This is a genomic window from Dyadobacter crusticola DSM 16708, from assembly GCF_000701505.1.
Lineage (GTDB): Bacteria > Bacteroidota > Bacteroidia > Cytophagales > Spirosomataceae > Dyadobacter > Dyadobacter crusticola.
Window position 1 is genome coordinate 363,150 of record NZ_JNJB01000001.1, and the last position, 20,182, is coordinate 383,331.

Sequence of the window (20,182 nt, forward strand, 5' to 3'; positions counted from 1 at the left end):
CGTTTTCTGTTCTCGGAAGTACTTAAACCCGCAAAATAGCGCCCGCCTCGGCTGCGCGCCGGGCTGGTATGTAGGATACTACCATGGTAATCATAACGACAACAATGCCTGTATAGAGTATATCTTCCCATATTAATTTGACTGGGTACGCATCTACCAGCGAAGTAGCCATTCCCATTGAAACAAAGCCGTATTTAATCTGTAACCAGCAAATCAGGATACCTCCGATCAATCCGAAAACTGCGCCGGAAAGCGCAACAATCGCACCTTCTGCAAGGAAAATTTTCCTGATCAGCGCCGGGGTTGCACCGAGTGCATACAACATGGAAACGTCCTTTTTCTTTTCAATCGCCAGCATGCTCAGTGAGAAGAAAATGTTGATTGCGGCGACTAAAATAATCAGGGACAGGGTAACAGCCACGAAAAGCTTTTCCATTTTGATCGCTCTCAGTAAATCTGCATTCAGGGAATCCCGGTCTTTTACCACAAAATCCTTGCCTAATACGCTGGCAAGCCGCCCGCCTACCTCTTGCTCACGAAACCCAGGACTTACATTGATCTCGATCGCAGACCTGTCGCCCCGGTATTGCATCAGCGAATCGACCAGGTCCACCGGCGCGATCACGTAATCATCGTATCGCGTTTCTATAAAAAACACGCCGCCCGGCCTCAATGCGAGCTGGTTGAAAGCTTCCGGCGAGGTCAGGTTCAGTGCTTTGGAACTTGTTCTGGGATAAAGGAATTCGAGTGGCGTAATGATATCTTCCAGCGAAATAGACAACGCATTGCGGATACCTTCTGAGACGATCGCGTACGGGGTGCCATTTACGCCGCGTAATGTGAGAGAACCTTCTATGATGGCGGTATCCAGTCTTTCCTGCTGCTCAAAAGTCCGGTCAACACCTTTTAGCCTGACTATGGTCTGCTGATTACCATATCTTGCCAGTGCATTGTCCTCGATTATCTGTGTAATCAAGCTCACTCCATTCACTTTTTTGATACTGCTGAGCATCTCAGGCGTAATCGTAAACCGCTTTCCCGCCGCCGGTGCTATCTTGATGTCAGAATCAAAAGTCTTGAAAATTCGCCGGTTGAGATCCTCCATTCCATTAAAAACAGAAAGAACCACTACCATCGCCATTGTGCCAACAGCCACACCGGCCATTGCAATCCGGGCAATCAGGCTGATAAAGCTTCTTTTGTTACGCGAGAAAAAATAGCGAACGGCAATACGGTAAGAAAGATCCATAACCGGGAGGAATCAATTTGTTTCTTCTTCCTCGTCCGGCCCGGCAGGCGGTATTACAAGATCAGAGAACAGCATTTCCATCTTGGCTGCATATTCTGCGGTATCATCTGCGTAAAATTGAAGGTGCGGGACGATCCTCAGCTGGTGACGAACACGCTCAGCCAGTTTTTGGCGGATAAAGCGCGTATTCTCCTTGATCGTTTCCAGTAAAATGGTCTTTTTCTTATCAGGCAAAAAACTCAGGTAAGCTCTTGCAATGCCCAGGTCAGGCGTAACTCTCACTGCTGTAATCGTCACGATCGATCCGTTGATCAGGTGCTGTGCGTCCTTTTGAAAAATCTCGCCCAGGTCCTTTTGAATCTGCCTGCCTACTTTTTGTTGTCTTTTCGATTCCATGTGTAAATTCTTTATCGGAGAAGGGTCGCGTATGCGGTACTCAGACTGTCTGCTTCTCAGTTTAGGTTTATGTAAACTAACATTCCTAAATCATCCTTCCACGTTTTTCCAATGATCACAAATATCCGCACTTATTTTGTTTTTGTAGAATGCAGCGTTGTAATTTCGTAAAAGTTATTCCCGTAAGCTACATAATCCGCATCGTACTTGCTTAGTTTTTTCCGAGTCAATGCAAGGTATCAGACCATCAGCCTGGTAGTATTCTTCCTGCTGCTCCGCCTCCCCTTTTTCCTGGGTGGCGCGCCCCTGCTGATACCTGAACTGAGCTGGATGCTCGTGGGCGAACAAATGGGCCGCGGCTTCATGCTTTACCGCGATGTGTGGGACAATGTAAGCCCATTCTCCGGCCTGACTTACTGGTTGATCGACAGCCTTTTCGGGCGCACACAGTGGGTGTATCAGATCGCCGCGATGACAGTGTCGATTGTTCAGATCCTGTATTTCAATTATGTAATCCATTCGCGTGAAGTATTCCCCGAGCGCACATTCCTGCCTGGGGCGCTCTATACACTTTTCCTCAACATATCCTTTGATATGGGTACACTTTCACCCATGTTGATGGCCAACACATTTTTGCTTTTTGCATTCGGGTCAATCGTCAAAATGCTCGTGAGGCGCGAAGTGACTACGCAGGTTTTCGAAATGGGTCTCTACATCGGAATCGCGACGTTGTTTTACCTCCCGGCTTCCCTGTTTGTGATCTGGGCATTTCTGGCGCTGCTGTTCTACACAGGTTCCACGATCCGTCACCACTTACTGGGTCTTTTCGGCTCCCTGTTTCCATTACTAATGGTCGTGCTCTTTTTCTACCTGAACAACGGGATTGAAAGTTTGAACAGGAACCTGCTTACCTCGGTATTCCAGGTAAAGCAATATAACCTCAACGATTTTTCGTCGCTGCTCGCTTCACTCCTGCTGCCGCTCGGCTTCGGGATCATGGGATTTATGCGGATCTTCACTACGCTACGGTTTGTTAACTATCAAACCCGCATTCAGCAGGTAATGGCGCTTTGGTTCATTGTTGCGGTATTTACAATCCCATTAATGCAGTTCCTGGCACCGATGCAGTTTGTGATCTTCATTCCGCCAGCGGCATTCTTTGCTACCCACTATTTTCAGAGTTTCAAGAAAAACAGCTGGGCCGATGAACTGCAATTTACCCTGATGGGCGCGGTGATTGTCCTGATTCAGTACCAGGGATTGAGGGGGATCATTCCGGGTATTTCAATGGGAAGACTGGAAAATCTGCGAACCAAGCCTGCCAACCTTCCCGAGCAGATTACAGGGAAACGGATCCTCGTTTTGGGCAGCCATTCAGGGGAGTATATCGATAACTACACGGCCACGCCTTACCTGAACTGGGAACTGGCGAGCTACGATTTGCGCAGCCTGGATAACTTCGACAGTGTAATCCACGTTTACGACAACTTCAAAAAGGATCCGCCGGATTACGTGATCGACAAGGTGAATTTAATGCCGAAACTGCTCAGCAGAGTTCCGGCATTACAGAAGCAATACAAGCTCAGCGCCTGGAAAGGCATTTACGAACGCACCAACTAGCACGCGATTTTATTAACACGCGTCTGGTGGCGGCCTCCTTCAAACTCAGTTGCAAGAAAAGCTTCCAGGCTGGCCAATGCAGTTTCCAGCTCCATAAAACGTACCGGAAAGCAGATTACATTGGAATCATTGTGCTGCCTCGTCAATGCCGCGAGCGGAGTATCCCACACCAATGCAGCGCGGATTCCCTGGTGCTTGTTCGCAGTAATACAAACGCCCTGGCCGCTTCCGCAAAGCAAAACGCCTTTTTCAAACTCCCCGCTTTCAACAGCACTGGCAACAGGATGTGCGAAATCCGCGTAGTCCGCTGAGTCGGGACTGTATGTACCGAAATCCTTGGTTTCGAAACCATTTGCAGTCAGCCATTCAATGATCGGCTCTTTGTATGGAAATCCGGCGTGATCTGAACCAATAGCAATTTTTCTCATTACTTTTCTGTTTATTAAAGCCCGTCCTTTATAGGCGGTCAAGTGAATAGCAAGCGGCCGCAAGGCACGCTTGTAATACAAAAATACCATTATATGGTTTAACAATTAAATGGAGTTTAGAATATGAGTGATATGAGTGAACAAACAAAGCCAACCAATGCCGAGTTGGTAGATGTTTCCCTTCTTAATCCGGCGGTTCCCGAAGATGAAAAAAGGATCAAGGAAGCATTTGAAGACAGGAACTGGAGTGAAATAAAGAGTGCCGATTCATGGGTTATATTCAAGGTAATGGCAGAGTTTGTAGAAGGTTTCGACAAGCTTGCCAAGATTGGTCCATGCGTTTCCCTGTTCGGTTCGGCGCGGACGTTACCAGACAATCCGCATTACAAAACAGCTGAGGAAATTGCCGCGAAGCTGGTAAGGCACGGCTACGGGGTGATCACCGGAGGTGGGCCCGGTATCATGGAAGCCGGTAACAAAGGTGCATTTGAACAAGGGGGTAAGTCCGTTGGTCTCAACATCAAGCTGCCTTTCGAACAACACAGCAACATTTACATTGATCACGATAAAAGCATCAACTTCGACTTTTTCTTTGTCAGGAAAGTGATGTTCGTCAAATACTCGCAGGGTTTCGTAGTGATGCCCGGCGGTTTCGGCACGCTCGATGAGCTTTTTGAAGCATTAACACTGATCCAAACCAAGAAAATCGGCAGGTTCCCGATCGTGCTCGTAGGAAGCTCTTACTGGACCGGGCTACTGGACTGGATCAAAGGTACCATGCTCACAGAACGCAACATCAATCCAGAAGACATGAAACTGATCAGCGTGGTGGACACACCCGACGAGGCTGTGAAGGTGATCGATACATTTTATTCCAAATACCTGCTGAAACCAAACTTTTAATGGTTCAGTAATCAAGGTAAGGCTCTATTTTCCGGAGCTGCTCCTCGTCCAGGATTTTAACATTACGCAGGTCTGCGCTGTTTTTGAAGCTTCCATGCTGGTTACGGTAATTGATAATTACTGAAACCAGCTTTTTATTTTTCAGGTAGCTGTGACTTCCCAGCTCAGCAGCCGTAGCAGTATTGATATTGATCTTTTTTACGCCGGTTGAAATCACCGCATATTTGTTAAGCTCGCCTAATGCAATCGAATCCAAACCAAAAACTTCGGCAAACTGGCTCTTGGAATGAAACCCGCCAAGTCCATCGCGAAATTTCAAAATCCTTACAGAAAGTTTGGTACCGATCCCGCGCAGCTTAACAAGCTCAGTTGTATCGGCAGTATTGATGTCAAATGGAGAAATCGCGGGAGGCGCAAATTTCCGTGTCCCTTCTTTGGGGGTGTTCACTGCCTCAGGTGCTTTGGACAAACGAGTACCTACCGGGCTGCCAGTCTGGATCTCTATAAAAGGCGTCAGCTTTTGAAACAGCTCCGGCGGGAAATCATAGATGTGCAGCAAATCTTCCTTCTTTCTGAACTTCCCTCCTTTCGACCTGAACTTATCAATCCGCCTGGCCAGAAACAATGGTATTCCAAGCTCAGAAAGCTGTTCCACTGTGGCTGCATTCGGGTCAAATGCAAAGAGGCGGACTGGTTTGGCCGGTTTTTTGAAATACTCCGGTGGCTTTCTTTTCTGTGCCTTGTACCTGGCTTTGTTTTCAACTTCAATGTCGGCAACAATGCTATCCAGCTTCGCCTGGCTCAAAGGCGCGGGGCCAGGTGGAAAAAGTGGCAGGATATACCTTCTGAATACAAAAGGAAACCAAACTATAAGCACGCAAATCACCATTAATGCAATCGCGCCCCGTGCCTCCTTTCTTGAAATACCAAAAAAATGCTGGATCTGCTCCGTCAGTTTTTTAAACATAAGTCAAAAGCGCTTTTCTCTTTTGACGTCCGGAATTCGATTTGGTCTCGGTGAAAAACAAAAAAACGTCAGGCGATCACCCGACGTTTTCTCTCAATGCTGAATGCAGGATCAGTTTACATAAACGCTGCCGCTGCTTGCTGATAAGGTCACGGGAATACCGCCGCCGTTCATTTTGCCGCGGACATATTCCTTTTCTACACGACCGTCGAAGTTTTTCAAAGGGATACTTACCTTGTTACCTTTCAGGTTCAGGTCCATTCCTGCGTCCATTGGCATGGTTACCCGCACACTGCCTGCCGAACTTGAAATATCAACATACTTTCCGAGCTTGGTCAGTTCCACTTCCACGCTTCCCGCGCTTGTGCTTGCCTTAATACTGCCCGAAACATTGGCAAGCCGCACAGAGCCGCCCGAAGTGCCGGTGTCCAGTGTGCCGCTGATATCGTCGCCTTTTACACTGCCGCCGCTCGTGTGAGCTACCACATCGCCATTGATACTGTTCAGAGTGATGCTGCCGCCGGAAGTATTCAGTTCAATTTTCCCTTTCAATCCGGCTGCCTTGATGCTGCCCCCGCTGGTTTCCAGGTCGATTTCGTTGCTGCAATTCGCCACATCGATGCTTCCGCCAGAAGTACGCCCGTGGATCATTCCGTTCAGGTCTTCTACTTTCAGGCTCCCGCCGCTTGTCTGGAAGTTCTGCTCGCCGGTCAGGGATGCGATTTTAATGCTGCCCCCGCTGGTTTTCAGATTAGTCGCCACATTTCTGGGCGCATACACTTTAAATCCTATTGAGATGCTCTTTTTATTGTCCCACTTGGTTCCTGCCTTGCGCTTCGCGGTAGCTACCACCCTGTTTCCCTCTGTCCCGATGAGGATATCGTAATCTTCCAGCCGGTCTTCAATCTCGTCTTTCGAAAGCTCGTCTTTTCCGTTCCAGTTATTGGGCTTTACAAACATATCCACCTTGAATCCGTCACTTTGCCCGCCAGTTACGGCGATTGATCCTCCCGAAGTTTCAACAACAAGCTCTTTTAACGACGGGCTGGTGAATTTTTTGGAAACATAAGGCTGCTCACTGTCAGACTGTGCCCTGGCTCCGGCTGAAAACAACAGCGGCAATGCGATTAGAAGTAAATGTCTCTTTTTCATGATTATCAGATTTTTTTTCAATGATGTTAAAAACGCAGCAAAAGTTGCGCGCGTCGTCATAATTCCTTTGTTACAACAGATCTTCGTCTGTTTTATATGATCTGCAATAAAACAGAGCCAAGAAATAAGAAACTTAAAATCAATTACTTACCTTATCAACACTGTTCATATTCGGACATTTCCTGACTTCAATGCGTGCATATCAGCTGCAACAGTTACCAGCGGGTACGATTTTTGAACCTCTGATAGCAAACACAAAAACGCTTATGATAACGTATCAAATCCAGGTTGATGAAACAGACAATGCGCTGGTAACGAAAATCCTGCAAACGCTGGAACAAAGAGGCCTGATTACCCTTCACCTTGATAACCAGTATGAACATCATGAAAAAGCAACACCTGCCACAGAAGAGCAGGTGCAGGAAATTATAGATGAAGCAGAATTGGGCCCCTACTATTCAGAGAAGGAGGCAAAGGAAATTTTGAACTTGTAGTTACTTTTTGCGGATTGCAATTACCCTGATTTCGTCGTAAGTACCTGTCTTACCCCAGCCGCACTGAACAGCGGCATTTTTTCCGGTTTTACTATACTCTAAATAAACCGGCGTAAATCCATAATACTCTCTGATCACACCCAGCTCAGCTTCGATCGTTTTACGTGAAGCTTCGTCAGGCAGGAGATAATAGGTGCTATCCTTATTTGAAACGCTGAAATGCCACGAGCAGCCGTCTGCTGCCAGCTCGTTTGCCCAGGTTGCTTCTACTTCCATGATCTCGTCGTTCAGCACGCTGTTTTCATCGTGGCAGCCGATCCACGCAAGCAGGCCGAAAAGTACAATGAGGATTTTCATCTCTTACTAAGGTTATGGTTTGTTCAAAGACGTGCGGGCTATTCCATTGGTTGTAAAACAGTCCTCAGTTTTTACTCATTTAAAAACGACTTGAACCAAAAACCTGACTCTTTGATCGTCCGCTTCTGCGTTTTGAAATCAACAAAAACCAATCCAAACCTTGCTGCATATCCTTCTGCCCATTCGAAATTGTCCATCAAAGTCCACGCCAGGTAGCCGCTTACATTCACACCCTCATTTTTGGCTTTCAGGATCGCTGCCAGATAATCTTCGAAATACTGCCTGCGCTTTGGATCGGCTACTTTACCGTCTTTGTAATGATCCTCAAATGCAGCTCCGCTTTCTGATACAATGATTTCTTTGATTCCTTCGTAAGCGGCATATTGTTTCAGGATCTTATACATTCCGTCCGGGTCCACCTCCCAGCCCATACTGGTGACAGGTACGTTCCTGAGCTTCGCGGGTACTTCTTTGAGCCAAACTACCGGGGCGAGCCACGAATGCTTCACAACCACACTGAAGTAATTTTGAACGCCCAGAAAGTCAAAATCAAAACGGAGCTTTTCCAGATCTCCCTCCCGCATGTAGCGATTCAGATTTGACAAAAACGGAAAATCCTTTACCGGATAACCCAACCCGAGTGCCGGCTCCACGAAAAGCTTGTTCATCACCGCGTCAGCTCTTTTCGCTGCACGGATATCCACCGCATTACCCGACTCCGCATACACGTAGGAACAGGAAACCGAGGTACCGATAAATGCATTCGGTACCAGCTCGCGGACCCTTCTTCCACCTTCGGCCTGGCACAATGCAAGGTGGTGTACCGCAGGCAGGAAATTCCAGATACCCTTTTTACCCGGCGCATGCAATCCGGTGGTATAACCCAGTCCCGCAACCGCCATTGGTTCATTCAGAATAATCCAGTTTTTAACGCGGTCGCCAAATGCTTTGGCACAAATGACTGCATAGTCTGAAAACCAGTCTACAATCTGCCGGTTAGTCCAGCCGCCGAGATCTTCCAGCGCCTGTGGCAAATCCCAGTGATATAATGTGATCCACGGCGTGAGGCCGAGTGCAATGCATTGATCTATCAGCCGGTTGTAAAATGCGATTCCTTTTTCATTGATTTCTCCGCGCCCAAGCGGGAGTACCCTCGACCAGGAAATGGAAAACCTGAAATCAGTAAAGCCGAGTTCTTTGACCAGCAGCAGGTCTTTTTCGTAATGATGATAGAAATCACAGGCTATCTGCGCGTGATCACCATTTTTGATCCTTCCTTTTTTTCGCGAAAACGTATCCCAGATACAATCTTTCCTGCCATCTTCATTCACCGCGCCCTCAATCTGATATGCAGCTGTTGCTACACCCCAACGAAAATCAGCGCCGAAGTCTGACCTGGACAGTGTGACCGGCTGCCCGATTGTATCTTCCGGCGATTTAAAAAAACTATTTACAGAATCCACGAAATGACGAAGTGACTTTTCCGGAAAGTTAGGAACATATTGTAAAAAACCCCTCGCCCTGAGTTTCAGGAGGAGGGGTTTCGGACCACTTGAATGGGTTCTGAGAAGTTGTCTTACCTTACTACCACAATCTTGCGGGTGGTCGTACCGTCGTTTACTCTCACAAAGTAGGTACCCTGTGCCAGTTTCGTCAGGTCAACTTCATTCTCTGCGTCCACGCTGGTGTTCAATACCAGCACACCGCTCACATTGTACAATTTTACATTGCTGATCTGCTGAGTGCCGGTAAACCTGATGCGGTCCGAAGTCGGGTTCGGGTAAATGCTCATTTGTCCGTCAACATCAAAATTGAGGCTTTTGATAGAACTGTACGCGAAGGTTCCGTCAGCATCCACCATTTTCAGTCTGTAAAGATTTGCAGCAGACGGGCTAGTATGTGTATAGCTGTAGGAGATAGTGCCTTTGCTTTCACCCTGCGCTGCCAATGTGGCGAGTACTGACCAGTTTTTACCATCGCCGCTGTGCTGTACATCAAAATGGTCAGAATTGGTTTCAAGCGTTGTTGTCCAGGCCAGGGAAGCAGTTGTGCCTTCTTTCTTCACATGGAAAGAAGCAAGTGTTACAGGAAGCGCAGGGCCTGTAAAAGTCAGGCAGGTACCGTCGATTGCCAGGTAGTTTTCAGATCCCGACGCCTGGATCCGGACGATCGTAGTACCGGCGGGCATTGTTCCGGCGAGCACATATTTCTGCAATCCCCACGGAGCATCATCTACAATTTTATCAACATCCCTGGTAATCGTACCCAAGACTTTGCCGGATCCGTCTAGAAAAATGATCTGAACTCTTTGATCCCTGTTTTCGGTAACCGCGCCGTAGAAGATCAGATTAGCTGTATTGCCGGAGTTACCGTCAACAGCTACGTCCTGGCGGAAAGAGCCTGCACCTTGCAGGATAAGGCTTTTGGATCCGCAGTTTGCGATGATCGTTTCTGCGCTTACATTGCCTGTTGTTGTCCAGCCCACAGTTCCGTCTTCAAAGCTCGCATTGGTTAGCTTGTTGTCGCTGCAGCTTTCGCATTCCTTCGATGGTGGTGTTATTGACATACAAACACCGTCTATTTTGAAATAATCACCATTTGAAACCACCGAAAAGCGAACCTTGGCTGCGAAAAGAGGAGCAGTAGCAGTTAGGTTGTACTCCTGCAGTTTGTGCGTCTGCGTCACACGGTAATCCATTTGTACCTGGTTGTCATTATTTACCGGAATGGTAATCAGCTGACCTGAGCTGGTATAGAATTCAAGTTTGAACACGTGGTCTCTGGAAGTATCGTGCGTCCCGCCGAACACTTTCAGGTTTACTACGCTGCCGGGAGTGAGATTGATTTCCTGGTAAATGCTGCCCGCGCCCGAGATTACTCCATTTTTGGAGCCACAAACGCTATAAGCTTCATCCTGGCTGAAATTAGTGCCTGCCGACTTAGTCCATGCATCGGTACCCGACTCGAAGCTTCCGTTTTTAACTGCATTCTGCGCGTCCGGGCAGCCACAGTCGGTAGGCGGCGGTGTGGTGATATTCATACAAGCCACATCAATCTTAAAATAGTTGCCGCTGGAATAAGCCGATAAGCGAACTTTGGCAGCGCCCGCAGGTGCTGTACCTGAGAGCTTATATTGTTCCAACTTGTGGTACTGGGTCACTTTGTAGTTCATATCCACTACCTGATTGTGACCTCCGTCTATTTTTTGGCCTGCGCTGTTGTAGAAAGTCAGCCAGAACTGATGCGTTCTGCCTGCGTCGTGAGTTCCACCATATACACTTACATCCACTTTTGCACCTGCCGACACATTCACTTCCTGGTAAATTGTGCCTGCGCCGTCGATGAAACCATATTTTGCACCGCATTGGCTGTATTCGTTGTCAGTTCCAAAGTTGGTACCGCTCGTTCTTGACCAGCTAACAGTGCCACTTTCAAAGCTTCCGTTTGCAAGTGCATTCTCCGAATCCGGGCAGCCACAATCGGCCGGTGCAGGTGGCGTTACGCTCATACAAGCCACATCGAACTTGAAATAATCGCCACTCGAGTAGATGGACAATACCACTTTGGCCGCATTGGCCGGGGCAGTAATGGAAGTTGTGTATTGTCTTAGCTGGTTATTGCGAACCTCATAGTCCATATTGATGACTTTCCTGTTTTCGTCACCCCCGATTTCCTGATTGTTGCTGGTGTAGAAAGTCAGCTTAAACTGGTGTGTTTTGCTGTTGTTGTGGGTACCTCCGTAAATGGAGAGGTCAACCTGGCTTCCGCCGGCCAGGTCTACTACCTGATAAACTGTACCTGAACCTGTAATCAGACCATTTTTGCTGCCGCACATATTGTAGGCAGCGTCGATTCCGAAGTTGGTGCCGTCAGTTTTGCTCCAGTAATTTGTTCCGGATTCGAAACTTCCATTTTTAATGGCATTCTGGGCATCCAGGCAACCGCAGTCAGCGCCTGTACTAAACCCGGGAAGGGTAAGTCCCAGATTAAGCAGAAATAAAATTAACAGTACGGAAAATTTTCTCATAATGTGATTGATTTGTAAATGGTTAGCTTAATAAGTAAGTCAATAAAATGTATCGACAAATGTACGTTCGCAGATCATTTAAAAATATCACTTTTTCTATATGACATATTTAACCAAAGTACGTGTACCTGGTTTTTCAAAATTAGATTACAGGGTGCTCAAAAAGTATTTCTACAATATAGATCTCACATAATCAAGCATTTTTCTGCATTTGATTTATGTATTTCGATTTGAGCAGAAGAGTAATTCTCAGGAGAGACTAAAAGGAATGATATAACAATTCCAACATCCTGTTCGCACCAAACTCAGATACGCACCACAGCTGGCGCTGCAATCGCAACGTACGGGTAGAGGTAATTTTCGGAATGAAAACGGGTTGCAGAGTTTGAGCCTGCATTAAGGTAGTCGCATTTGGCGACAATAAGCAGGAACAAGGCGGATGATTGAAAGTACAATTACTTCCAAGCGCAACGGAATGAAACTGCCTGCCATTCAACGCACATTTTCAACTTTACGCTAAATGGAAAGTGAAGCAATTTCTCAAAACGGCTTGGGCAAAATGGGCAGCTGCACTGAAGAATTTCGACAATTTTATTTTTCGAAAAAACTCGGGTTCTACAAGTTTTACACGCCATTATCCGAGAATACACAACCTAAATTCCAGGTTTAATGCATTTTAGCTATAAAGAATTTTGATTTTCTAGTTTGCGTACAAGCTCAACTCACGCAATGCGAACACGCCGCGCAAGTCTTGCAGTGCCTTGCGGACCCGCGACTTAACCGTGCCGAGCGGCAGGCATAGGTACTCCGAAGCTTCTTCGTGCGTATAACCTTGAAAATACACCAGGTCAATCAGGGTTCTCCGCTCGGGCAGCAGGTTATCAACCAGCTGTTTGATATCAAAATTAGCAGCAGCAGGATAGAAAGCCAGTTTGGAGTTTAATTCGTGCTCCGGAACAGCATGCAACTTGATCATCCTTGCCAGCTTCACTTCCCCGCGTAACTTGTCGATAGCTGTATTGCGGGCCACGTTCAGGATCCAGGTAAACAGGGTACCTTTTTCGGGCTGATAACTGCCGATATTCTTCCAAATTTTCAGGAACGTATCCTGCAATACGTCGGCTGCATTATCCTCGCTTTTGACGATTTTCAGCACAATGCCGTACAATGGGGCTGAGTAGTTTTCATATAGATAGTCGAACCCGCTCGGATTGTTGTCCTTGAGCAGAACTACCAATTCTTGTTCTGCATATAGCGCCTTTTTGCCCATGTCAGCGTTGTGTCTTATTTGTAGGGTTCACAATATTTTGGAATCAGGGAAAACAATATCAATTCTATTCCAGCATTTTGACCCGGACAAAACTGGGAAAATCCGGCACATTTTGGGGTATGTTGAATTTGAGGTGCACAGCGTGCCCAAAGTGCTTCCACAATTTTCTCACATTCACCGAAATCCCTATCTTGGTACAAGTAACCACTAAGCCGTAAGTGCTATGACCAAATGCATTCTTTTCCTTCTGTCAGTTATACTTTTAGGGTGCTCCTCTCCTACTGACAATGAGGACGATAGGATCAAGCTCAATGCAATAGGAAATGAATATGTCAGACTTGGGCTTTTGATCGGTGCTTATGATAGTGATTTCGTGGATGCATATTATGGACCGGATTCGTTAAGGTCGGCGGAAAGCACATCTGACAGTTTTCCAAAAGCGGCATTTTTGTCCAAAGTAGCTGCATTGAAAGAGCAGTTGCAGACATTAAAGAAAGGCACCTCCAATGACACGATCGCTGCGCGCGCAGACTGGCTGACTTACCAGCTAACCGCCTTTGAGCGGCGGATCAAAGTGTTCACCAAAGACTTCGTCCCATTTGACACCGAGTCAAAAGAGCTTTTCGATGCTGTTGCGCCGGTTTATGATGAAAAGCATTTCCAGGATTTGATCTCCAAACTTGATCACGTACTCCCCGGAAAAGGCAGTATCCAGGAGCGGTACCAAAAAACGGCCGGCCGATTTCTTATTCCAAAAGACAAAATTGACACCGTTTTTCAGACCGCCATTGCCGAGGCGCGCAGGAGAACATTATCGCATTACAAATTACCCGAAAATGAAACCTTTGAGCTGGAATATGTTACTGACAAACCCTGGTCGGGCTACAACTGGTACAAAGGCAATTACCACAGCCTGATCCAGATCAATGTCAGCCAGCCGATCTTTATTGAACGCGCGATAGACCTGGCCTGCCACGAAGGTTACCCGGGCCACCACGTGTACAATGCATTGCTTGAAAAAAATCTTTTCCGCGACAAAGGCTGGATTGAAGTGTCGCTTTATCCGCTGTTCAGTCCGCAGTCGCTCATTGCAGAAGGCAGCGCGAATTATGGGATCTCCATTGCATTTCCGGGCAAAGAGCAGGAGCAATTCTGCAAAAGCGTGCTGTTACCAGTGGCGGGTCTGGATACCGTGGGCACAAGTGCCTATTTCAATGCATTGTCGCTCAAATCACAGCTGGGCTACGCAAGAAACGAGGTAGCGCGCGGCTTACTGGGTGGCAAGATGGATGAAAAAGAGGCACAGCGCTGGCTGGAAGCTTATTGTTTGCTCCCGCCGAAAGGTGCGACAGACTATATCCGCTTTATCCGGAAATACAGAAGCTACGTGATCAACTATAATTACGGGCAGGATCTTGTCAAAAATTACATTGAATCCCGAGGCGGCACCGCCGATGCGCCGGAGCTCCGCTGGAAGTTGTTCCAGACTTTACTCAGCAACCAGATGCGCGCGGGAAGACTTTCAGAAAAAACGAAATAGTATGGATTATATCATTAAACAAGCTAGTACAAAATTCGAATACCAGACAGGCGCGGCCATGTTCCGCGAATACGCCGACTCACTCGATTTCACCTTATCCTTTCAAAGTTTTGATAATGAACTGACCATTCTCCCGGAAATGTACGGGGAGCCCACCGGCGCCCTGTTCCTGGTGGAAGCCAACAGTCAGACGATCGGGGTGGCAGGTTTGCGGAGGATAGAAAACGATCACACATGTGAAGTGAAAAGAATGTACATCAAACCCGGCTTCCAGGGCATGGGCATTGGAAAAGCACTTTTAGGTGCATTGATCAAAAAAGCAGAGGCACTGGGATACCACACCATCAAGCTCGACACACTTGGGCCTAAAATGCCGGCGGCTGTTAAATTGTACCAGTCTTTCGGGTTTGTCGCGACGACGCCTTACAACTATAATCCCCACGAAGGGATACTCTATTTTGAGAAAAAACTGTGAGCAGAAGCCCGGTTACTTATATTTCAAATCTGGCTGGTTGGGACTATATTCAAAGCTTTGTACATTCCTGATCGACCAGTCTTGAAATATTATCATCTATTCTTTCCACAACGCAGAACCAGGCTTGCTGCGACTTTATCCAAAACCTGCCTGCCGTTTTTCACCTCGTTACTACCGGGATTTTTCCAGGAAAATCTCGCGCAGGCTCCTGCGCAGCCAAAAAGCTACGAATGCTACCAGCCTGACAAGCGACTCGTAATCGATGGCAAGCTCAATGAGAGTTCCTGGAAAAAAGCCGCTTGGACTTCGCTTTTCGAAGATATAGAAGGGAATAAAAAGCCAAAACCTTTGCAGCAAACGCGGGCCAAAATGCTTTGGGACAAAGATTACCTCTACATCGCGGCCGTGATCGAGGAAGAGCATATCTGGGCTTACCAAAACCGGAAAGACCAGATCGTTTATTTTGAAAATGATTTCGAAGTTTTCATTGATCCCGATGGAGATACCGAGAACTACTATGAGCTGGAAGTGAATGCCCTCAACAATATATTTGATCTTTTCCTCGCCAAAACCTACCGGAACGGCGGAAAAGCAGATATCAAGTGGGATATTGAAGGGCTACAAACGGCCGTGTCCATCGAAGGAACAATCAACAATGCAACGGACCGTGATAAGCAGTGGACTGTCGAAATTGCCATACCGTTCAAAGGATTGTCCACTAGCGATGTAGCGGCTGTGATTCCTGAAAACGGGTCTGAGTGGCGCGTTAACTTTTCGCGGGTAAACTGGCAGCATGAAGTGGACAGCGATGGAAAATATGCCAGAAAGCGTGATGCGGAGACAAAGAAGATTATACCGGAATATAACTGGGTGTGGTCGCCGCAGGGAATTATCAATATGCATTATCCCGAATATTGGGGAAAGCTGCACTTCAACGCCCGGCCGGTAAGCAAGGCAAAAAGACGGAAAACCGGCAGGAAATGAGTTTAGGATAAATGCATTCTGCCGGGGCTGTTACACCACGGCAGAATGCACAAATATCAATGGCCTTCACTGGATTCAAATCCAAGAATGCTGAGCCGGTAAGGTGTTCCCGACACTCTCATGCTTTGCTTGCGGGCAAAGTTTGCAGTACTGATCTGCAACAGCTCTCCTGATTTTGGCTGTATGATGTAAATGTATCTGGCTGTCGCCTCTACCTGCGGCTTCTGCACTTCGTCGCGTGCTACCGGAGCAATCACAGATCCGCTCGCTTTCTCCGCGCCCGACGCCAGGTCAAACAGCTTTACATCGCCATTGTACATCAATGCAACCAGGTTCTTTCCTGCCAGGTCGATTTTCGCCTGCATAATGTCTGCACTTGCCAGCACCGGCTTCACTTCGCCTTTGCTGACATCAATCAGATAAGCGCCTTTCGCAGCCGTGAAGCCTACGAATTTACCCACACCTCCTGCTTCGTAAATGCTGCCAAACCAAGCGTCGCCAAAATCAGCGGGATGCGGGATCAGCTTCTGAGCACCCGACTGCTCCACAACCAATATTCCGCTTGCCGATCCAAAAACAGAAACCTGTCCATTCGTTGCATTTCCGTGGATACCCTTCGTCTGAATGGTAGAAGGATGTACCGTTTTACCGCTAGCGTCAATGATTTTCACACGTTCCGGCAAGCTTCCTGCAACTGAACCGTCCTTTTCTGTGATCGCATAATTTCCATTGTCAAACTTGGTCATGGCGCCGTGATGGGCTACATTCCCCGCATTGATCAGTTTCATTTTTGCGCCGGCTGTGTGGAAATCGGCCTGCTTGGCAATGCTCAATGTCCCGTCACCATCGTTGAAAGTGATGATCTCGTCGCCTTTGCTCTTGAAGTGCGTCGGCTTGTTTCCGTCGCCAATCAGGGAGCCAAATTTGGGAGTACCTTTTACGTCCACATGGTCGCCGTGGCCTTCCAGACCGGTGTCAAAAAGCTGCACATGATTATTGGCTCCGTTGACCAAAGCTCCGAAACGACCCGCAGCCGTACGATACAATGCAGATTTCGGGAAGCTGGCTGTGAACTTTTCAGCCGTCATCTTCTGTGGATCGATCAGCGAGATCTCATTTGAAACCTCGTCGTTTACCAAAATCCGGACAAAACGGTGTTCCGTTTCCAGCTCGGGTTCAACTTCTTTTTCCTTGTCATTATCGCAGGCTGTAACAGTCAGCAGCGCAGTAATAATCAGTAAACTTTTGAATAAATGCTTTTTCATAAAAAAATCTTTAAATGCAACAATGATGCAAAGATAGCCTCAGCGACCACAAATGCAACAACGATGCAATTAAAGATTTTCAGCGACTGAAAGAAGTAGTGTTTACGCGATAGCTTCTCTCAACAGGTTTCTGCTTTCTTTTTTGACAAACGTAATGGGTACAAATTCATCAGTCGGAGCGCCTATGTAGTACACCGTCCACTCGGGATCATGGTGAGACAGCATTTCACTAATGCAGTCCGCGCGATGGGCTACCGGATTGGAGCAATCTTCCCAGTAAAACAGCTCGACCCGGTAAAATAAGTTTTGTTTAATTCCATTGATCGTCACTTCAACTTTAATCTCCTGCTTTCCTTGAAGCGGTGGGATTGGAATAGCAATGTGGCTCATGAGATTGTTATATTAATGTTCATTTTAGGTTCAAACCAACATTTACAAATACATCGGAAAAGCTATTCCGAACGCAGCGATTTAACAGGGTTCATCAATGCAGCCTTGATACTCTGGAAGCTGATCGTCAGCAATGCGACGAGCACCGCCAGCACCGCGGCGCCGAGGAATATGCCCCATTCCAGATCGATCCGGTATGCAAAATCGTGCAGCCAGGTAGTCACCGCCCACCAAGCTTCCGGCGTGGCGATCAGTATTGACACAATGACCAGCTTGATAAAATCCCCCGAAAGCAGTGCTACAATGCCGGCGACCGAGGCTCCCATTACCTTGCGCACCCCGATTTCCTTGAAGCGCCGCTCGGCAGAGTAAGAAGCCAGGCCGAACAGTCCGAGGCAGGAAATGAATATCGCCAGCCCGGCGAGTATCCCCACAATTTTGCTGACCTGCGTGTCGGCGCGGTACATCTCGGCAAAATGCTCATCCAGGAACGAATAGGTAAAAGGCTGGTCGGGTACCAATTTGGTCCATAGCGCCTTGATTGCTGCCACTGCCTGCTTATTTTGGGTACCTTTTATTCGCACGGACATTTCCGAATAGCCCCAGTCCTTTTGATTGAAAAGGCACAGCGTTTCTATTTTGTGGTGAAGGGAATTGAAATTGAAATCTTCCGCTACACCCACAATTGTAGACAGTGAATCCATTCCGCCAAAGCCAAAGCGCTTTCCGATCAGGGACTGCATGGTCAGCGTGGGCTCTTCCTGCAGCAGCTTTTTGGCAAGTGCCTCGTTGATGATGTAGGTTTTTGCATTATCGCCCGGCGTATCGGTGAAATTTCGCCCTGCAATCAGTTTGATCTTGTATAAAGTCAGGTAATCGGGATCCACAATCACTTGTGAAGAGGTGATTTCCTTCACAGGTCCCGTACCCTGGAACCGCACGCCGGTTTGGTGAAAATTGTTGCCCAGCCGCTGCTGCGAGCCGGTGACCGACTCTACATACGGACAGGTAAGCAGTTCCTGTTTAAGTGATGCATATTTCGGACCGGACTTCGAATCGAGCGGAATCACAATCACCTGCTCTTTCTTGAATCCGGGATCTTTGGTGACCATAAAACGAAGCTGCCGAACCGCGAAGCCAGTGGCGATGATCAGGAAAACAGCGCTGGTAAACTGCGTGACCACCAGGGCGCTCCTGAATGTACTTTTCCCTGTTCTTAAGGTTCCTTTCAAAACCTTGATCGGCTCGAATGCAGAAAGGAATGCAGCCGGGTACAATCCTGAAAAGATACCGATAACCACGGTTCCAGCCAGCACGAGCAGCAGAAGCCGAAGGTTGGTAAAAATGGAAAAATCCAGCTTCCGCTGACTGAAATTCGCCACTGCCGGAAGGATCAGCTTGACGATCAGAATAGCGAGCACCAATGAGATCATACACAACAGGATAGACTCTCCGATGAACTGGGCAGAAAGCTGCAGCCGCTGCGCACCGATGGATTTGCGGATACCTACTTCTTTGGCGCGACCGGTAGAGCGTGCCGTGGATAAGTTCATGAAGTTCACACAAGCGATAACCAGCACGATCGTCGCGATCAATGAAAAGATATAGGTGTATTTCTGGTCGAATTTCTGGAAGTTGATATAATCGTGGGTGATATCGGTGGACTTTGCATGCACTTCGGCGAGCGGCTGTAAAAAGAGCTCGTAGAACTTCCAGTTACCTCCTTTCATGTGCTTGTGCAAAAAAGAAGGAAATTTCTTTTCAAGGCTGGCAACGTTGGTACCTGGTGCAAGTTCAAGATAGGTGACCAGCCAGTTACCGCCCCAGTTGTCCATAAAGTCGGGCCGCGTGATGGAACTGAACGAAAACAATGCATCAAACTGCAAATGGGAAGTAGCAGGTACATTTTCCATGATCCCGGTCACCTTCAAGGCAAGGGTATCACTTCCATAATGCGTGATCGTTTTTCCAATCGGATCTTCTTTTCCAAAAATGTTATCTGCGTATTCCCGGGATAATACCACCGTGTTAGGCTCTTTAAGCACATTCTCCCGCTCACCTTGTAGCAGCTCGAAATCAAACAAGCTGAAAAAGCTTGGATCAGCCCAGAGGATTCTTGGGAGCTCCACTTTCTTCTGGTCCCGCATTACCATCATGTTGGTACTCGCATTGACGCGGGTGTAGTTGCGGATCTCAGGGTATTCGTTTTTCAGGGTCGGGCCCATCGGGAACATAGAAAGTGCCACTTTCTGGGGTGCCACCATTCCTTCAAACTTCTGCACTTCGTCGAGGCGGTAAATGTTTTTTGTGTGCTGCTTGTCGAAGCTTTTTTCATAGAAAACAAACAGCAGAATCACGATGCAAGCCGCCATACTCACGGCCAGACCAACAATATTAATTGCAGAAAAAACCTTGTTCTTCCAGATATTCCGAAACGCGATTTTGAGGTAGTTTTTTAACATTTGCCTGGCTGGGAAAGGGTTTACAGTCGCGTGATTACATTGGCAATTCCGGAATCGATTCAATGTAAATAACCCTGAGCAACAAACTTATGCCAAGCACCCAAACGCATTTACTATCAAATACTTACATCAGCATAAAACAAAAAAAATGTTCAAAAGCGGACAGATTTGTCCACCTTTGAACATTGTAAATTGGAGTGACA

General features: G+C 47.4%; 18 protein-coding genes. 6 read left to right on the forward strand and 12 right to left on the reverse strand.

Features of this window, described 5'->3' with window-relative positions; translation table 11 throughout:
* Positions 1–22: 22 nt before the first annotated feature.
* Both Q369_RS0101675 and rbfA read right to left on the reverse strand, forming a co-directional pair.
* Positions 23–1,249 carry an ABC transporter permease gene (locus Q369_RS0101675; RefSeq protein WP_031525923.1) on the reverse strand — a complete coding sequence of 409 codons (1,227 nt, stop codon included), beginning with the start codon at positions 1,247–1,249 and terminating at the stop codon, positions 23–25.
* Positions 1,250–1,261: 12 nt separating this feature from the next.
* Positions 1,262–1,645, reverse strand: a complete 384-nt coding sequence (gene rbfA, locus Q369_RS0101680) for a 30S ribosome-binding factor RbfA (RefSeq protein ID WP_031525924.1) — start codon at positions 1,643–1,645, stop codon at positions 1,262–1,264.
* Between the two features lie 207 nt (positions 1,646–1,852).
* Between rbfA and Q369_RS0101685 the strand changes: the two genes are divergently transcribed.
* Positions 1,853–3,265 (forward strand): hypothetical protein, encoded by a 1,413-nt coding sequence (locus tag Q369_RS0101685; RefSeq protein WP_031525926.1) that lies wholly within the window; start codon positions 1,853–1,855, stop codon positions 3,263–3,265.
* Here Q369_RS0101685 and rpiB read toward each other — a convergent pair.
* Positions 3,262–3,693: a ribose 5-phosphate isomerase B gene (gene rpiB, locus Q369_RS0101690; protein ID WP_031525927.1), complete on the reverse strand. Its 432-nt coding sequence runs from the start codon at positions 3,691–3,693 to the stop codon at positions 3,262–3,264. The two genes, Q369_RS0101685 and rpiB, sit on opposite strands and share 4 nt — an antisense overlap.
* 132 nt (positions 3,694–3,825) lie before the next feature.
* Between rpiB and Q369_RS0101695 the strand changes: the two genes are divergently transcribed.
* Positions 3,826–4,596, forward strand: coding sequence for an LOG family protein (locus tag Q369_RS0101695; RefSeq protein ID WP_031525928.1), 771 nt, complete (start codon positions 3,826–3,828; stop codon positions 4,594–4,596).
* 4 nt (positions 4,597–4,600) lie between these two features.
* Here Q369_RS0101695 and Q369_RS0101700 read toward each other — a convergent pair whose 3' ends face one another.
* A complete protein-coding gene (locus tag Q369_RS0101700) occupies positions 4,601–5,563 on the reverse strand; it encodes a ComEA family DNA-binding protein (protein ID WP_031525931.1) in 963 nt (320 codons plus the stop codon).
* Positions 5,564–5,674: 111 nt separating this feature from the next.
* The gene (locus Q369_RS0101705; RefSeq protein WP_031525932.1) at positions 5,675–6,715 is read right to left on the reverse strand and encodes a DUF4097 family beta strand repeat-containing protein; all 1,041 of its coding nucleotides are present in this window, start codon (positions 6,713–6,715) and stop codon (positions 5,675–5,677) included.
* Between the two features lie 266 nt (positions 6,716–6,981).
* Here Q369_RS0101705 and Q369_RS0101710 point away from each other — a divergent pair, with 266 nt between their 5' ends.
* Entirely contained in the window at positions 6,982–7,209 is a 228-nt protein-coding gene (locus Q369_RS0101710) for a hypothetical protein (RefSeq protein ID WP_031525934.1), read from the forward strand.
* On the opposite strand, the gene Q369_RS0101715 is transcribed toward Q369_RS0101710, so the two are convergent.
* The 4 genes from Q369_RS0101715 to Q369_RS0101740 form a co-directional block, all read right to left on the reverse strand.
* Positions 7,210–7,566, reverse strand: coding sequence for a hypothetical protein (locus tag Q369_RS0101715; protein WP_031525936.1), 357 nt, complete (start codon positions 7,564–7,566; stop codon positions 7,210–7,212).
* Between the two features lie 71 nt (positions 7,567–7,637).
* The gene (locus Q369_RS0101720; protein WP_229206709.1) at positions 7,638–9,029 is read right to left on the reverse strand and encodes a GH1 family beta-glucosidase; all 1,392 of its coding nucleotides are present in this window, start codon (positions 9,027–9,029) and stop codon (positions 7,638–7,640) included.
* A gap of 113 nt (positions 9,030–9,142) precedes the next feature.
* Complete coding sequence (locus Q369_RS0101725; RefSeq protein ID WP_031525940.1) at positions 9,143–11,593, reverse strand: T9SS type A sorting domain-containing protein; 2,451 nt, start codon at positions 11,591–11,593, stop codon at positions 9,143–9,145.
* A 700-nt stretch (positions 11,594–12,293) separates the two neighbouring features.
* Entirely contained in the window at positions 12,294–12,863 is a 570-nt protein-coding gene (locus Q369_RS0101740; protein WP_031525942.1) for an RNA polymerase sigma factor, read from the reverse strand.
* Positions 12,864–13,086: 223 nt separating this feature from the next.
* Between Q369_RS0101740 and Q369_RS0101745 the strand changes: the two genes are divergently transcribed.
* The 3 genes from Q369_RS0101745 (at position 13,087) to Q369_RS0101755 (ending at position 15,862) form a co-directional block, all read left to right on the forward strand.
* On the forward strand, positions 13,087–14,403 hold the full coding sequence (locus Q369_RS0101745; RefSeq protein ID WP_035332810.1) for a hypothetical protein: 1,317 nt from the start codon (positions 13,087–13,089) through the stop codon (positions 14,401–14,403).
* 1 nt (position 14,404) lies between these two features.
* Positions 14,405–14,878 (forward strand): GNAT family N-acetyltransferase, encoded by a 474-nt coding sequence (locus Q369_RS0101750; protein WP_031525944.1) that lies wholly within the window; start codon positions 14,405–14,407, stop codon positions 14,876–14,878.
* An 81-nt stretch (positions 14,879–14,959) separates the two neighbouring features.
* Entirely contained in the window at positions 14,960–15,862 is a 903-nt protein-coding gene (locus Q369_RS0101755) for a carbohydrate-binding family 9-like protein (protein ID WP_229206710.1), read from the forward strand.
* A gap of 56 nt (positions 15,863–15,918) precedes the next feature.
* Here Q369_RS0101755 and Q369_RS0101760 read toward each other — a convergent pair whose 3' ends face one another.
* The 3 genes from Q369_RS0101760 to Q369_RS0101770 all read right to left on the reverse strand — a co-directional run bounded on the left by Q369_RS0101760 (position 15,919) and on the right by Q369_RS0101770 (position 19,979).
* Positions 15,919–17,127 (reverse strand): hypothetical protein, encoded by a 1,209-nt coding sequence (locus Q369_RS0101760; protein WP_031525948.1) that lies wholly within the window; start codon positions 17,125–17,127, stop codon positions 15,919–15,921.
* 102 nt (positions 17,128–17,229) lie between these two features.
* Positions 17,230–17,517, reverse strand: coding sequence for a hypothetical protein (locus tag Q369_RS0101765; protein ID WP_031525949.1), 288 nt, complete (start codon positions 17,515–17,517; stop codon positions 17,230–17,232).
* 62 nt (positions 17,518–17,579) lie between these two features.
* Entirely contained in the window at positions 17,580–19,979 is a 2,400-nt protein-coding gene (locus tag Q369_RS0101770) for an ABC transporter permease (RefSeq protein WP_031525951.1), read from the reverse strand.
* Positions 19,980–20,182 lie beyond the last annotated feature (203 nt).

Excerpts from the sequence above, each read along its gene's own strand:
- Q369_RS0101675 (WP_031525923.1), bottom strand. The coding sequence starts at position 1,249 with ATGGATCTTTCTTACCGTATTGCCGTTCGCTATTTTTTCTCGCGTAAC.
- rbfA (WP_031525924.1), bottom strand. The coding sequence starts at position 1,645 with ATGGAATCGAAAAGACAACAAAAAGTAGGCAGGCAGATTCAAAAGGAC.
- rpiB (WP_031525927.1), bottom strand. The coding sequence starts at position 3,693 with ATGAGAAAAATTGCTATTGGTTCAGATCACGCCGGATTTCCATACAAA.
- Q369_RS0101695 (WP_031525928.1), top strand. The coding sequence starts at position 3,826 with ATGAGTGAACAAACAAAGCCAACCAATGCCGAGTTGGTAGATGTTTCC.
- Q369_RS0101700 (WP_031525931.1), bottom strand. The coding sequence starts at position 5,563 with ATGTTTAAAAAACTGACGGAGCAGATCCAGCATTTTTTTGGTATTTCA.
- Q369_RS0101705 (WP_031525932.1), bottom strand. The coding sequence starts at position 6,715 with ATGAAAAAGAGACATTTACTTCTAATCGCATTGCCGCTGTTGTTTTCA.
- Q369_RS0101710 (WP_031525934.1), top strand. The coding sequence starts at position 6,982 with ATGATAACGTATCAAATCCAGGTTGATGAAACAGACAATGCGCTGGTA.
- Q369_RS0101715 (WP_031525936.1), bottom strand. The coding sequence starts at position 7,566 with ATGAAAATCCTCATTGTACTTTTCGGCCTGCTTGCGTGGATCGGCTGC.
- Q369_RS0101725 (WP_031525940.1), bottom strand. The coding sequence starts at position 11,593 with ATGAGAAAATTTTCCGTACTGTTAATTTTATTTCTGCTTAATCTGGGA.
- Q369_RS0101740 (WP_031525942.1), bottom strand. The coding sequence starts at position 12,863 with ATGGGCAAAAAGGCGCTATATGCAGAACAAGAATTGGTAGTTCTGCTC.
- Q369_RS0101745 (WP_035332810.1), top strand. The coding sequence starts at position 13,087 with ATGACCAAATGCATTCTTTTCCTTCTGTCAGTTATACTTTTAGGGTGC.
- Q369_RS0101750 (WP_031525944.1), top strand. The coding sequence starts at position 14,405 with ATGGATTATATCATTAAACAAGCTAGTACAAAATTCGAATACCAGACA.
- Q369_RS0101760 (WP_031525948.1), bottom strand. The coding sequence starts at position 17,127 with ATGAAAAAGCATTTATTCAAAAGTTTACTGATTATTACTGCGCTGCTG.
- Q369_RS0101765 (WP_031525949.1), bottom strand. The coding sequence starts at position 17,517 with ATGAGCCACATTGCTATTCCAATCCCACCGCTTCAAGGAAAGCAGGAG.
- Q369_RS0101770 (WP_031525951.1), bottom strand. The coding sequence starts at position 19,979 with ATGTTAAAAAACTACCTCAAAATCGCGTTTCGGAATATCTGGAAGAAC.